General features: G+C 74.2%; 12 protein-coding genes. 11 read left to right on the top strand and 1 reads right to left on the bottom strand.

The window, feature by feature from the left end; all coding sequences use genetic code 11:
* Window positions 1-421 precede the first annotated feature (421 nt).
* The 11 genes from ABZX96_RS12870 to ABZX96_RS12820 all read left to right on the top strand — a co-directional run bounded on the left by ABZX96_RS12870 (window position 422) and on the right by ABZX96_RS12820 (window position 13,227).
* Complete coding sequence (locus ABZX96_RS12870; RefSeq protein ID WP_355542371.1) at window positions 422-1,279, top strand: SRPBCC domain-containing protein; 858 nt, start codon at window positions 422-424, stop codon at window positions 1,277-1,279.
* Between the two features lie 285 nt (window positions 1,280-1,564).
* Window positions 1,565-2,410 (top strand): aldose 1-epimerase, encoded by an 846-nt coding sequence (locus ABZX96_RS12865; RefSeq protein ID WP_355542368.1) that lies wholly within the window; start codon window positions 1,565-1,567, stop codon window positions 2,408-2,410.
* 102 nt (window positions 2,411-2,512) lie between these two features.
* Window positions 2,513-3,055, top strand: a complete 543-nt coding sequence (gene pyrE / locus ABZX96_RS12860) for an orotate phosphoribosyltransferase (protein WP_355542365.1) — start codon at window positions 2,513-2,515, stop codon at window positions 3,053-3,055.
* A gap of 418 nt (window positions 3,056-3,473) precedes the next feature.
* A complete protein-coding gene (gene fbaA, locus ABZX96_RS12855) occupies window positions 3,474-4,496 on the top strand; it encodes a class II fructose-bisphosphate aldolase (protein ID WP_355542362.1) in 1,023 nt (340 codons plus the stop codon).
* Window positions 4,497-4,658: 162 nt separating this feature from the next.
* A complete protein-coding gene (locus tag ABZX96_RS12850; RefSeq protein WP_355542359.1) occupies window positions 4,659-6,389 on the top strand; it encodes an MFS transporter in 1,731 nt (576 codons plus the stop codon).
* 201 nt (window positions 6,390-6,590) lie between these two features.
* On the top strand, window positions 6,591-7,004 hold the full coding sequence (locus ABZX96_RS12845) for a DUF3151 domain-containing protein (protein WP_355542356.1): 414 nt from the start codon (window positions 6,591-6,593) through the stop codon (window positions 7,002-7,004).
* Window positions 7,005-7,804: 800 nt separating this feature from the next.
* Entirely contained in the window at window positions 7,805-8,599 is a 795-nt protein-coding gene (locus ABZX96_RS12840; protein ID WP_355542501.1) for a tryptophan 2,3-dioxygenase family protein, read from the top strand.
* Complete coding sequence (gene kynU / locus ABZX96_RS12835; protein WP_355542353.1) at window positions 8,592-10,076, top strand: kynureninase; 1,485 nt, start codon at window positions 8,592-8,594, stop codon at window positions 10,074-10,076. The genes ABZX96_RS12840 and kynU overlap by 8 nt, the downstream gene beginning before the upstream one ends.
* 146 nt (window positions 10,077-10,222) lie before the next feature.
* Window positions 10,223-11,104: an alpha/beta hydrolase fold domain-containing protein gene (locus tag ABZX96_RS12830; RefSeq protein ID WP_355542498.1), complete on the top strand. Its 882-nt coding sequence runs from the start codon at window positions 10,223-10,225 to the stop codon at window positions 11,102-11,104.
* Window positions 11,105-11,275: 171 nt separating this feature from the next.
* Window positions 11,276-12,574: a histidine kinase gene (locus tag ABZX96_RS12825; RefSeq protein WP_355542495.1), complete on the top strand. Its 1,299-nt coding sequence runs from the start codon at window positions 11,276-11,278 to the stop codon at window positions 12,572-12,574.
* An 8-nt stretch (window positions 12,575-12,582) separates the two neighbouring features.
* Window positions 12,583-13,227: a response regulator transcription factor gene (locus ABZX96_RS12820; protein WP_355542492.1), complete on the top strand. Its 645-nt coding sequence runs from the start codon at window positions 12,583-12,585 to the stop codon at window positions 13,225-13,227.
* Window positions 13,228-13,321: 94 nt separating this feature from the next.
* On the opposite strand, the gene ABZX96_RS12815 is transcribed toward ABZX96_RS12820, so the two are convergent.
* Window positions 13,322-13,564, bottom strand: coding sequence for a hypothetical protein (locus ABZX96_RS12815; protein ID WP_355542350.1), 243 nt, complete (start codon window positions 13,562-13,564; stop codon window positions 13,322-13,324).
* Window positions 13,565-13,568: the final 4 nt, after the last annotated feature.

Here is a 13,568-nt window from a genome sequence, read left to right as displayed (position 1 = left end):
GGGTGGATGGGGGCGGGGGCAGCGGGTCAGGTCGGTGGTCGGTTGGGGGCGGAGGTACCAGGTCGGGTCGGTGGCTGGGCGAGGGCGGGGCAGCGGGTCGGGTCGGTGGCCGGACGGGGCCGGGGACCGCAGGTCGGGTCGGTGGCCGGTCGGGGGCGTGGACGCCAGGTCGGGTCGGTGGTTGGACGGGGGCGTGGACGCCAGGTCGGGTCGGTGGTTGGACGGGGGCGTGGACGCCAGGTCGGATCGGTGGCCGGTCGGGGGCGGGGACACCAGGCCGGATCGGTGGCCGGACGGGGCCGCGGTCGGTGCCGGAGTGGCTGTGGAGGTGTGGGGGAGTGGGGGTGCGCGGCGTTTGGCGGCAGAAAGTTTGCACGGGACCGGGCGCGGGTGTCAGGGGCGCTAGGTAGGCTCCCATGCCATGGAGCATGAGGTGCACGTTCCGTTTCCCCTGGCGACCGTCCGGCAGGCGCTCACCGACCCGGAGCGGGTGACGCGGTGCGTCCCGGGCCTCCAACTCGACGCCGACGCCGCCCCCGGCACGCCGCAGGGGCGGCTGCGCCTGCGCATCGGTAGCTCGACCATCACCTACCGCGGCACCCTGACCCTGACGGCGTCGGACCCGTCCTCGGACACCGTCACCGTGCAGGCACGGGGCACGGAGGCCCGGGGCGACGGGTCCGCCGAGGCGTCGTTGACGGTGCGGCTCAAGGCGTCGGCCGCGCCCGAGACCGACGGCACCACCTTGGTGTGCACGGGAACGGTCCGCAGTGAAGGGCGGCTGGCCGAGGCCACCGAGCAGGTCGCCGAGGCGGCGGGCCGCCGCCTCCTGGACCGCTTCGCCGCGAACCTGACGGCGGACCTCACCGACTTCCCCGTGGAGGACGAGCCCGCGGCGGGCCGCCCCGACGACGCCGACGCGCCGGTCACGAACGCCGACGCGGACGAGCCGCCGGCGGCCGGTCCGCCCGTGTCCGGCGGGCCGGGCGCGGCCGACTTCTCACGGGTCTTCGACAGTGAGGTGCCCCCGCCCTCGCTCGACCCGCTCGCCGAGGAGGAGATCGCCGGGATCGCCCCGGCCGAGGCCGCGCACGCCCGCCGCACGATGATCGGGCGCAGCGCGGAGGAGGTCGATCACGCCCCGCCCCGCGGCCGGTACGCGCCGGTCGCGGCGCCCCAGAGCAGCACCCCGTCGGTGCTGCGGTGGGCGGCCCCGGCCGCCGCGGTCGCGCTGGCGTCGGCCGTGGTGGTGGGGCGGGTGCTGCGGCGGCGGCGCTGAGGGCGCTTGCGCCGCCCCGCCCGTGCCCGTGCCCGTGGAGGACGGTGGCGGGCACCGGCCTTGATGGACGGGAGCGGGCGCGGGCCCGGGTGCCGCGCCCTTGGCGCTGAGGACGGGGTGCGGGCACCAGCCGTGACGGCCGAAGGCGCGGGCGCGGGCTGTTGAGGACGAGTGCGGGCACCGGCCGTCGCAAACCGATGTGGGCACCGGTCGTCGCAGACCGATGTGGGCACCGGCCCCGGAGGACGGCGCGCCGGGTGCGGGGTGGCCGGTTAGGGTCGGGGCGTGAGCTCCGACAACGACACGACGGCGCCGCAGGCGCCCGCCCACGCCGTGCGGCTCGCCGCGGGCGACACCGAACTGACCGTGCACCCGGACAACGGCGGCCGGATCGCCAGCCTCCGCGTCGCGGGGACGGAACTGCTCCGGCAGGGCGCCAAGTACGGCTGTTTCCCGATGGTCCCGTGGTGCGGCCGGATCGAGCACGGGCGGTTCCGCAACGGTGGCGAGGTGCACCAGATGCCGGTCAACTCCCCGCCGCACGCCATTCACGGCACGGGGCGCAACCTCGCCTGGCGGGTCGCCCGCGCGGACGCGACGTCGGCCGCCCTCACGTACGACCTGTCCGACCCCGCCGCCCCCTGGCCGTACCCGGGCACGGTGACGCAGGACGTCCGGCTGGCCGAGGACGGCGGCTCGGTGACCCTCACCATGGCGGTCGAGTCGCGGCACGACTCCTTCCCGGCGCAGGCGGGCTGGCACCCCTGGTTCGTACGCCACCTGGGCGGCGAGGGCGAGGGCATCCGGATCGACTTCGCGCCGGAGTGGCAGGAGGAGCGCGGCTCCGACCACCTGCCGACCGGGCGGCGCGTCGACCCCCGCCCCGGTCCCTGGGACGACTGCTTCGGGATGCCGCGGGGTGTGGACGTCACGCTCACCTGGCCGGGCCGGATGGAACTGAAGGTCACCAGCGCCGCCGAGTGGGTCGTCGTGTACGACGAGCAGGAGGAGGCGGTCTGCGTCGAGCCGCAGTCGGGCCCGCCGAACGGTCTCAACACGCAGCCGCGCCTGGTCACCCCCATCGAGCCGCTGGAGATCTCCACGACGTGGAGCTGGCGCACCCTGGCCTGACACCGCGGGCCGGGACGCCCGCCGCGAGCCCTCGGGTGTCCTTGCCGCGGGTGCTCCGGGCGTCTCCGGCCCGGGCGTCGTGGCTGGCCTAAGCTCGTGCGCATGACCGACGACGCACGCGGCGAGCTGCTGCAACAGATCAAGAACAAGGCCGTGGTCCACGGCAAGGTGATCCTCTCCTCCGGCAAGGAGGCCGACTACTACATCGACCTCCGCCGGATCACCCTGGACGGCGAGGCGGCGCCGCTGGTCGGACAGCTCATGCTGGACATCACCGCGGACCTCGACTACGACGCCGTCGGCGGGCTCACCCTCGGCGCCGACCCGGTCGCCACGTCGATGCTGCACGCCGCCGCCGCGCGCGGCCGTCGGCTGGACGCGTTCGTCGTCCGGAAGGCCCAGAAGGCGCACGGCATGCAGCGCCGGATCGAGGGCCCGGACATCAAGGGCCGCCGGGTGCTGGTGGTGGAGGACACCTCCACCACCGGGGGCTCGCCGCTGACCGCCGTCGAGGCCGCCCGCGAGGCGGGCGCCGAGGTCGTCGCGGTCGCCACAATCGTGGACCGCGGGGCCGCCTCCGCCATCGCGGACGCCGGTCTGCCGTACATCACGGGGTACCAGCTCGGCGATCTGGGCCTGGCCTGAGCGAGGGCGGGACGGCCGATGGACGGAGCCGTGATCGGCTCGGCGTCCGCCGCCTGGTCCGGGGGCCGACGGAACCCGTGCGTCATAGGTGCCCGGCGCGGCGATCCCGGCCCGGCCTGGCCGGTTCTGAGCGGCGGCCGACGGTGAGGTCGCTCGCGTCGGCGTGAGCCGGATCGCGGGCGTCGTTCGTGGGGCTATACCGCCTGACCTGGGTGTTTATGGAGGAGGTGCCCTGTTTCACGTGAAACAGGGCACCTCCTCCTCGTCTGTTTCACGTGAAACAGGCCACTCGCTGCCCGGCCGTGGCGCACGCGCGATGTGGAGCAATCGGCCGAGTCTGGGAAGATGAGGGCGGCGATGTCGTCGCCCCCTGGTCAGGGCCCAGAACGCACACCCGCACATCACAAGGAGCGGACAGATGCCCATCGCAACTCCCGAGGTCTACAACGAGATGCTCGACCGGGCGAAGGCAGGCAAGTTCGCCTACCCGGCGATCAACGTGACCTCCTCGCAGACCCTGCACGCGGCCCTGCGTGGCTTCGCCGAGGCTGAGAGCGACGGCATCATCCAGATCTCGACCGGTGGCGCGGAGTTCCTGGGCGGCCAGTACAACAAGGACATGGTGACCGGCGCCGTCGCGCTCGCCGAGTTCGCGCACGTCGTGGCCGCCAAGTACGACATCACCGTCGCGCTGCACACCGACCACTGCCCCAAGGACAAGCTGGACGGCTACGTCCGCCCGCTGCTGGACATCTCCGCCGAGCGTGTCGCCAAGGGCCAGAACCCGCTGTTCCAGTCCCACATGTGGGATGGCTCGGCCGAGACGCTGGCCGACAACCTGGCCATCGGCCAGGAGCTGCTGGCCAAGGCCGCCGCCGCCAAGATCATCCTTGAGGTCGAGATCACCCCGACCGGTGGCGAGGAGGACGGCGTCAGCCACGAGATCAACGACGAGCTGTACACCACGGTCGAGGACGCGCTGCGCACCGCCGAGGCCCTGGGCCTGGGCGAGAAGGGCCGCTACCTGCTCGCCGCCTCCTTCGGCAACGTCCACGGCGTCTACAAGCCGGGCAACGTCGTGCTCCGCCCCGAGCTGCTCAAGGACCTGCAGGAGGGCGTGGCCGCCAAGTACGGCAAGCAGAACCCGTTCGACTTCGTCTTCCACGGCGGCTCCGGCTCCACCGAGCAGGAGATCGCCACCGCGCTGGAGAACGGCGTCGTGAAGATGAACCTGGACACCGACACCCAGTACGCCTTCACCCGCCCGGTCGCGGACCACATGTTCCGCAACTACGACGGCGTGCTGAAGGTCGACGGCGAGGTCGGCTCCAAGAAGACCTACGACCCGCGCACCTGGGGCAAGCTGGCCGAGGCGGGCATGGCCAAGCGCGTCACCGAGGCCTGCGCCAACCTGCGTTCCACGGGCACCAAGATCAAGTAAGCGCTGCCTGACGCTTCCTGCGTCGCGCTCGCCGCGCGGTTCCCGCGCTTGCTGCGCCCGGCCGGGGTTTCCCGGCCGGGCGTTTCGCATGCGCGGGGCGGCTGCCCGGCCGGGCCCGTTCCTCCCCGTGCGGGGCGGCCCTCCGGCAGGCATGCTCGCGGTATGGGTGGTACGGCGCGCACCACGGACGAGGACGGGTACGGGGACAAGGGCACGGGTGGGCGTGGGGCGGACGTGCCCGGGGCCATCCGGTTGTCCGGCCCGCGCGGGCGCTGGGTGGTGCTGACGGCCGTCCTCGGATCGGGCATGGCGATGCTCGACAGCACGGTCGTCAACGTCGCGCTGCCGCACATCGGTGACGACCTCCACGCCGACCTGGCCGTTCTCCAGTGGACCGTCAACGCCTACATGCTCACCCTCGCCGGACTGATCCTGCTGGGCGGTGCGCTCGGCGACCGCTACGGCAGGCGGCGGGTGTTCGTGGTCGGGGTGGTCTGGTTCGCGGTGGCCTCGTTGCTGTGCGGGCTGGCGCCGAATGCCGGGGTGCTGATCGTCGCCCGCGCGCTGCAAGGCGTCGGCGGGGCGCTGCTCACCCCCGGTTCGCTCGCCGTGCTCCAGTCGGTCTTCCATCCGGACGACCGGGCGCGGGCGGTCGGTGCCTGGTCCGGGCTGGGTGGCGTGGCCGCGGCGGTCGGGCCGTTCGTCGGCGGCTGGCTGGTGGACGGGCCGGGCTGGCGGTGGGTGTTCTTCCTCAACGTGCCGCTGGCGGCGGTCTGCGTGCCGGTGGCGCTGCGTCACGTACCGGAGACCCGGGAGCGGCGCGCCACGGCCCACGGACGGTTCGACGTGCCGGGCGCGGTGCTGGGCGCGCTGGCCCTGGGCGCGGTGACGTACGCGCTGATCGCGGCGCCGGGCCGGGGCGCGGCGCCGCAGGTGGTCGTCCCGGCGGTGGCCGGGGTGGTGCTCGCGGTGGTCTTCGTCCGCGTCGAACGCCGCCGGGCGGACCCCATGCTGCCGCTGGAGATCTTCTCCTCCCGCCAGTTCACCGCCGTCAACGCGGTGACCGTCTGCGTGTACGCGGCCTTCGGCGGCTTCTTCTTCCTCGCCGTGCTCCAGCTCCAGGTGGTGGCGGGGTACTCGGCGCTGGCCGCCGGCACCGCGCTGCTGCCCACGACCCTCTTGATGCTGCTGCTGTCCGCGCGCTCCGGCGAACTCGGCCGCCGCATCGGCCCGCGCGTCCCGCTCACGGTGGGCCCGCTGCTGTGCGCCGGCGGGATGCTGCTGATGACGCGGGTCGGGCAGGGCGCCTCGTACCCGGCCGACGTCCTGCCCGCGCTGCTGGTGCTGGGCGCGGGGATGGTGACGCTGGTCGCGCCGCTGACCTCGACGGTCCTGGCCTCGGTGGACGTCGACCGCGCGGGCCTGGCCAGCGGCATCAACAACGCGGCGGCGCGGGCGGCCGGGCTGGTCGCGGTGGCCGCGCTGCCGCTGCTGGCGGGCATGGGGCCGGACGCGTACCGCTCCGCCGACGAGTTCGGCGCCACCTTCCGGCGGGCCATGCCGCTGTGCGCGGGGGTGCTGGTGGTCGGGGCGGTCATTGCCTGGCTGGGCGTACGGACGGGGGAGCTGCGGGGGACGGCCGGGAACGGGGAGGAGCCGGGGGAATCGGCCGCGTCCGAGGAGGGAGGCAGGCCGTCGGGTGAGGTGGGCGGTCGGGCCGCGGGGGAAGAGAGAGGCCGGACGGGAGAGCGGTCGGCGGGCGGGGAAGGGGCGGGAAAGGCGCCCGAAGGGGGTGGGGCGCGGACCTGCCGTCCGGAGTGCGGCTATCACTGCGCGGTGGCCGCGCCACCGCTGGAGCCGGGGGAGCCGGGGAAGGGCCCACGGGGCGGGTAGCGGTGGTGGGTGCGGTGGCCGGGCCTCCGGTCGGCGTGTCTTCCGGTGGCCGGGCCCTTCCTGCGGCCAGGGCTCCCCGCCCGCTTCCGTCCGAGCTCCGCCCGTGGCACCACCCCCTACACCTCCCGACAGAGCCCACACGCCCCATGGCGTCACCCGGGCCGGGGCCGGGGCGGTGGGGGGACCAGGCAGACTTGAGCCATGGCCATTCACGAGAATCTGCTCGGGGGACCGCCCCCGACCCACCTGCCCGACGACCCCGAGCCGCGCGAACTGCTCGCCTCGGGCGCCGCCCCGGCCGATGTCGCGGCCAAGTACCCGACCTCTTCGCTGGCTTGGGCCCAGCTCGCGGACGACGCCTTCCAGGCGGGCCGGACCGTCGAGTCGTACGCCTACGCCCGTACCGGCTACCACCGTGGCCTGGACGCCCTGCGCCGGGCCGGGTGGAAGGGGCACGGACCGGTGCCCTTCGAGCACGAGCCCAACCGCGGGTTCCTGCGGGCCCTGCACGCGCTGGCCCGTGCGGCGCAGGCGATCGGCGAGCAGGACGAGTACGAGCGCTGCACCGCCTTCCTGCGGGACTCCTCGCCGACGGCGGCGGACACGCTGTCCTGAGCGGCGTCCCGTCCCGGAACGGCGACCTGCCGCGGGGCTGCCCGCGCCCGTAAGCCCGGCGCCGAAGCCCAGGCCGAGGGAGGCCCGGGCGCCGAAGCCCCAGCATTAGAGAAGCCCGGGGGCCGGAGCCCCAGGCCGAGGGAGGTTCGGCGGCCGAAGCCCCGGATTCAGGGCAGCTCGGCCGCCGAAGCCCCAGGCCGAAGGAGGCCCGCCGGAGGGAGGCACGGCCCCCCGATTCCCGCTCGCCGAGCCCGCCCCGCCCGCCGTAAGCGGCGCGTCCGGCGGGCGAATGATCCGCTGACAAGAGCCGGCCGCGTGATCGCGGTCGGCTCTTGCGCGGCGCGGGGGAGAGCGCACATGATGCCGGTGGGCCGCAAGATTGCCGGCCCGAGGGGACCGGGGCTCCCGCGCCTAGGGGAAGGAGCAGACCGCTACCCGGACGCACGCACATCGAGGAGTTCCTCATGTCGCAGCACTCCGATGGGTCGAGAACCGGACGCGCGTCAGGGCCCGAGCCCACGCCCCCGAGACCCGAGCGGTCGAACCACCCGGCGTCGGATCCCGCGCCGCAGCGCCCCACCGCCCGGCCGGAGCCGGGCCCGTCCGACGCACAGGGAGCGGACCCCGCCGACCCGTCCCCGATACGGCCGCCGGAGACCGGCACCCCGCACCGTGCACCGGAGACCGGCACCCAAAACCGCGCATCGGCACCGGTGACCGGCACCGCACCCCCCGCCGCCACAGCGGAAGCCCAGGGACACACCGAGCCCGACCCCGCCCCCCTCAGCCCCGACCTCACCATCGGGAGCGAGAGCACCACCCCGTACGACGACTACGTCCGGGCGGATCTCCTCACCCACCTCCAGCACCCGCTCTCCGACGACCCCGGGGAGATGGCCTTCCTGGTCACCACCCAGGTCATGGAGCTGTGGTTCACGGTCATCGCGCACGAGTGGCGTACCGCCGCGCAGGCGCTGCGCGGGGACGACCTGGCCGTCGCGCAGGACGCGCTGCGGCGTTCGACGTACCAGCTCGAAGCGCTGAACGCCGCGTGGAAGCCGCTCGCCCGGCTGACGCCCGCGCAGTTCAACGCCTTCCGCGGCGCGCTCGGCGAGGGCTCCGGTTTCCAGTCGGCGATGTACCGGCAGATGGAGTTCCTGCTCGGGGAGAAGTCGGCGTCGATGCTCGTGCCGCATCGCGGAGCGCCGCGCGTTCACGCAGAGTTGGAGAAGGCCCTGCACGAACCGAGCCTGTGGGACGAGGTGGTGCGGTTGCTGGCGCGCCGAGGCCACGCCATACCCGCTTCCGTGCTGGACCGCGATCTGACCGTGAAGTACGAGCCGCACCCGGCCGTCGAGGCGGCGTGGACGGAGATCTACGCCGGTCCGCAGGACGGTGAACTGGTCCGGCTCGGTGAGACGTTGACCGATGTGGCCGAACTCGTCTGGCGCTGGCGCAACGACCACCTGGTGGCGACCCGCCGCGCGATGGGGGCCAAGCCGGGCACGGGTGGCTCGGCGGGCGTCGCCTGGCTGGAGAAGCGCGCGCGGAAGAACGTCTTCCCGGAGCTGTGGACGGCGCGGAGCCATGTCTGACCCCGTCCGTACGAGCATGCCCGACCCCGTCGGTGTGAGCATGTCCGACCCGGTCGGTGTGAGCACGTCCGAACCCGTCCGTACGAGCATGCCCGACCCCGTCGGTACGAGCACGTCCGACCCCCTTCCGTACGAGATGACGGAGCCGATCTCCCCGATGGCGAAGCCCGACCCGGAAACCGCGCACGCGACGACGAAACCCCACCCGAGCCCGACGGTCCCGAACGCCGAGCCGACGACCCCCGCCTCCCACCTCGGCCGCGCGGCGGAGCGCCACGACGCCGCCGACCCGCTCGCCGCCCTGCGCGCCCGTTTCGTCCTCGACGACGCCGTGTACCTGGACGGCAACTCGCTGGGCGCGCTGCCCCGCGCCGTTCCCGGCCGGGTCGCCGAGGTGATCGCCCACCAGTGGGGCGAACTGCGGATCCGCTCCTGGACGGAAGCGGGCTGGTGGACCGCGCCGGAGCGGATCGGGGACCGGATCGCCCCGCTCGTCGGCGCCGGGCCGGGGAGCGTCGTGGTGGGCGACTCCACCAGCGTCAACGTCTTCAAGGCCGTCGTGGGCGCGGTGCGCATGGCGGCGCCCGGCCGGGACGAGATCCTCGTGGACGCGGCGACCTTCCCCACCGACGGCTACATCGCCGAGTCGGCGGCCAGGATGACGGGCCGCACGGTGCGTCCCGTGCACGCCGCGCGGATCGCGGACGAGGTGACCGAACGCACCGCGCTCGCCCTGGTCAACCACGTCGACTACCGCACCGGCGAGCTCAACGACCTGCCGGGCACCACGGCCGCGCTGCACGCCGCCGGGGCCTTGGCCGTCTGGGACCTGTGCCACAGCGCCGGCGCCCTGCCCGTCGGGCTGGCCGAGCACGGCGTGGACCTGGCGGTCGGCTGCACGTACAAGTACCTCAACGGCGGGCCCGGCGCGCCCGCGTACCTGTACATCCGCGATGACCTGCAAGAACGGTTCGACTCGCCGCTGCCCGGCTGGAACTCGCACGCCGAACCGTTCGGGATGGCGCGCGACTACACCCCGGCCGACGGCGCCCTGCGCGGCCGGGTCGGCACCCCCGACATCCTCTCGATGCTCGCGCTGGACGCGGCGCTGGACGTCTGGGACGGCGTCGACCTGTCCGCCGTACGCGCCAAGAGCCTGGCGCTGGGGGACTTCTTCCTGGAGTGCGTGCAGGAGTACGCGCCGCCCGGCCGGGTCCGCTCGGTGACGCCGCGCGCCCATGAGGCGCGGGGCAGCCAGGTCTCGCTGGAGTGTGACGGCGCCGGGGCGGTGATGACGGAGCTCATCCGGCGCGGCGTGATCGGCGACTTCCGCCACCCGGACGTCCTGCGCTTCGGCTTCACCCCGCTCTACACCGCGTTCGCCGACGCGGAACGGGCGGCGCGGGTGCTGGGCGAGGTGCTGCGGGACGGAGTGGGCCAGGCGGCGGACACCGGCCGGGGCCCGGCCGCACGGTGAGCCGGGGGCAGCGGTCACGTCCCGGCCGGGCGGTGAGTCAGGACCTGCGGTCACGCCCCGGCCGCTCGGTGGACCCGGACCGGGGGACGCGGCAGCCGGAGCCGCAGGCGGACCCGTCCCCCGAGCCCTGGCCGACGCGCGCGGCGGTGGCCGAGGAGGAGGCGGTCTTCCGGCTGCCGCCCGTCCCCCCGGACGGGACGCTGACGTACGGCCCGCACCCGGACCAGGTGGTGGACCTGTACGAGGCGCCGCCGGATCCCCGTACGCGTCCCCAGGGAGACGGCTCCCCGCCCGACCCCGCCGACGACGGCCCGCCGCCCGCCGCCGCCCCCCTCCTCGTCCTCCTCCACGGCGGCTTCTGGCGGGTGGCCTACGACCGCCGGTACCTCTCCCCGGCCGCCGCCGCGCTCGCCCGCGAGGGATGGCCGGTCGCCCTCGTCGAGTACCGGCGCGTCGGCGGCGGTGGCGGCTGGCCGCGGACGTACCAGGACGTGCGGGCGGCGCTCGCCGCGCTCGCCGGACGCGGTCGGCCGCTCGTCCTCGTCGGCCACTCGGCGGGCGGGCACCTGGCCCTGCTGGCGGCGGCCGACGCGCGTCACCCTCAGGACGAGGCCGAGCCCGCCCGCCCCCACCCGGCCCTGTCCCACGTCATCGCCGTCTCCCCCGTCGCCGACCTGGCCCGCGCCCACGAGCTGAACCTCAGCAACGGAGCGGTGGCCGCGTTCCTCACCGGCGGTGCCGGCCCCGACGGGCCACCGGCCAGTCCCCACCCCGACGGGCCGATAGGCCCCGACCCAGCCCGGAACACGCCCCCCACCACCCCCGTCACACTCCTCCACGGCCGTGACGACCCGGACGTCCCCACGGACCTCTCCCACCGCTATCTGCGAGCCGTCACCCGCACACCGCCGGACCCGGCCGCCCCCGCCCTGCGCCTCCACGAGCTGACCGGCGTCGGCCATTTCGCCCCCGTCACCCCCGGCACCGACGCCTGGCGCCTGCTGCTCGCCGCCATCCGTAGTACTTGAGACGGACCTCCGCAGATCCCCACTGGTGGGGACGCCCCGCGCCGCCGCGCTGCATACGGTGTGTTCGTGAACGAGAGGACCCAGAAGCGGTCGGCCGGTGGTGCGTGGTCGGACGGCGCGACGCGACGGAACAGCGGGAGCGGGTCGACCGGGCTGGATACGGAGGCCCGGATCGCCCATGGAGTGATCAACCGGTTCCGGCAGGATTTGATCACCGGTGCCTTCGTCTTCCATCCGCTGCCACCTGTGGACGGCTCGCGGATGGCGGCGGCGGGCTGGCGGTTCCCGTCCCGGTTGCGGCGTGGGCTGCGCTGGGCGCCGCACACCATCGTGTGCGGGCTGGCGGCGTTCGTCTTCCTGGTGACCGCCGGCTCGACGTACTCGGACGGGACGATCGGCACGCTGCTGAGCCTGATCTTCGGCCTGCTGATCTCCACGCCCATCGCGCTCACCTTGTTCCGGCCGGTGGGGGCCTTCTGGCTCTCGGTGGCCGTCCTCGTCCTGGGGATGCTGATCTCACTGGCGGCCCCGTTCGGCAACTCGTACGACGGCTACGGCGCGGTCACGAACATCCTCGTGATGACGCTGGTCGTGCTGCGCACCCGGCCGCGGCTGGCGCTGGAGATGTGGCTGGTCAGCGTGGTCGTCGGGACGGTCGTGGCGGTGCCGTCCGGGGAGGTGGACCGTGCTCTGGGGCCCCTCGCGGTGGTCTCCGGCATCCTCCTGATCACCGCCGCCGCGATCCGCGCCTGGCGCCAGGAGCGGCAGCACGTCGTGGAGACCGAGACCGTCACCGCCGAGGAACGCTCCCGCCGCACGCTGCTGGAGGAGCGCGCGACCATCGCCCGCGAGCTGCACGACGTGGTGGCCCACCACATGTCCGTCATCGCCATCCAGGCCGAGGCCGCCCCGTACCGGGTCAAGGACACCCCGCCCGAGCTGGCCACCTCGTTCGCCACCATCCGCGAGAACGCGGTGGCCGCGCTGACCGAGCTGCGCCGCATCCTGGGCGTCGTCCGTTCCGAGGACCCGGACGCGTTCGCCGACGCCGCCCCCGAAGCGCCCCAGCCCACGCTGGCCGACCTGGAATCGCTGCTCGGCAGCGTGCGCGGCGCCGGGCTGACCGTCGAAGCGGTGGTCACGGGCGCGGCCCGGCCGCTGCCGCAGGGCGTGGAGCTGTCCGCGTACCGCATCGTGCAGGAGGCGCTGAGCAACACGCTGCGGCACGCGCCGGGCGCCGAGGCGCGGGTGGAGATCTCCTACGTGCTCGGCGGGCTCGGGCTGCGGATCGTCAACGGCGCCCCGAGCCGGCTGGCCAAGCCCTCGCCGGGGGCCGGGCACGGGCTGCTGGGCATGCGGGAACGGGTGCAGATGCTGGGCGGCGAGATGACCGCCGAGCCCACCGAGGACGGCGGCTTCGAGGTCGCGGCCTTCATCCCGGTGGCGGCCACGGCGGGGGAGGCGGCGTGATCCGGGTGATGATCGTCGACGATCAGGTGATGGTCCGCGAGGGGTTCTCCGTCCTGCTGAACGCGATGCCGGACATCGAGGTCGTCGGCGAGGCGGTGAACGGCCGCGAGGCGGTGCGCAAGGTTTCCGAACTGCGTCCGGACGTGGTCCTGATGGACATCCGGATGCCCGAGATGAACGGCCTGGAGGCGACGCGCGAGATCGTCGCCGCCGACGCCGACGCCAAGGTGCTCGTCCTGACCACGTTCGATCTGGACGAGTACGTGTACCAGGCGCTCCGGTCCGGAGCGAGCGGCTTCCTGCTCAAGGACGCCTCGGCCGGGCAGCTCGCCGAGGGGGTGCGGATCGTGGCGTCCGGCGAGGCGCTGCTCGCGCCGACCGTCACCAAGCGGCTGATCTCGGAGTTCTCCAAGCTCGGCGCGCCCCGCCCGCCCGCGCAGGAACGCATCGGCGACCTCACCGAGCGGGAGACCGAGGTCCTGGTGCTGGTCGCGCAGGGCCTGTCGAACGGGGAGATCGCCGAGCACCTGGTGGTGGCCGAGTCGACGGTGAAGACGCACGTCAGCCGCATTCTGGTGAAGCTGGGACTGCGGGACCGCACTCAGGCGGCGGTCTTCGCGTACGAGGCCCGGCTGGTGACGCCGAGCGGGTGATCAGCGGGTGAGGGGGCGGCCGGGGGATGGGGTGGGTCCCGGCCCACGCCCCCGGCCGGCCGGACCCTTCACCTCTTGGCGAAGGACCGGTTCCTCACATGGCGGCGATGTCCTCCTTGGCGCGCAACAGGGTGTCCCGGGTGATCACGACGATCCGTTCGTAGTCGGCGCGCCGGGCGTCCGACGGGAGTGCCGGGTCGAGTTCGCTGGTCATGTCCGTACCGATGACGGCGATCCGGCCGTCGCTCAGCTCGAAGAGGTCCGGGCAGCTTCCGTTGCCGAGACTGCCGCGTTCCTGCGGAGTGGCGCCGAGGCGCCGCGTGATGGCGATAGACATGCAG

The sequence above is a fragment of the Streptomyces sp. NPDC003077 genome, assembly GCF_040611095.1.
Taxonomy (GTDB): Bacteria; Actinomycetota; Actinomycetes; order Streptomycetales; family Streptomycetaceae; genus Streptomyces.
The sequence above is the reverse complement of the archived record's forward strand: the minus strand, read 5'-3'. Positions and strand labels throughout refer to the sequence as shown.

Coding starts and splice junctions, on each gene's coding strand:
- ABZX96_RS12845 (WP_355542356.1), top strand. CDS start 6,591: ATGGCCATTCACGAGAATCTGCTCGGGGGACCGCCCCCGACCCACCTG.
- fbaA (WP_355542362.1), top strand. CDS start 3,474: ATGCCCATCGCAACTCCCGAGGTCTACAACGAGATGCTCGACCGGGCG.
- ABZX96_RS12815 (WP_355542350.1), bottom strand. CDS start 13,564: ATGTCTATCGCCATCACGCGGCGCCTCGGCGCCACTCCGCAGGAACGC.
- pyrE (WP_355542365.1), top strand. CDS start 2,513: ATGACCGACGACGCACGCGGCGAGCTGCTGCAACAGATCAAGAACAAG.
- ABZX96_RS12870 (WP_355542371.1), top strand. CDS start 422: ATGGAGCATGAGGTGCACGTTCCGTTTCCCCTGGCGACCGTCCGGCAG.
- ABZX96_RS12820 (WP_355542492.1), top strand. CDS start 12,583: ATGATCGTCGACGATCAGGTGATGGTCCGCGAGGGGTTCTCCGTCCTG.
- kynU (WP_355542353.1), top strand. CDS start 8,592: ATGTCTGACCCCGTCCGTACGAGCATGCCCGACCCCGTCGGTGTGAGC.
- ABZX96_RS12850 (WP_355542359.1), top strand. CDS start 4,659: ATGGGTGGTACGGCGCGCACCACGGACGAGGACGGGTACGGGGACAAG.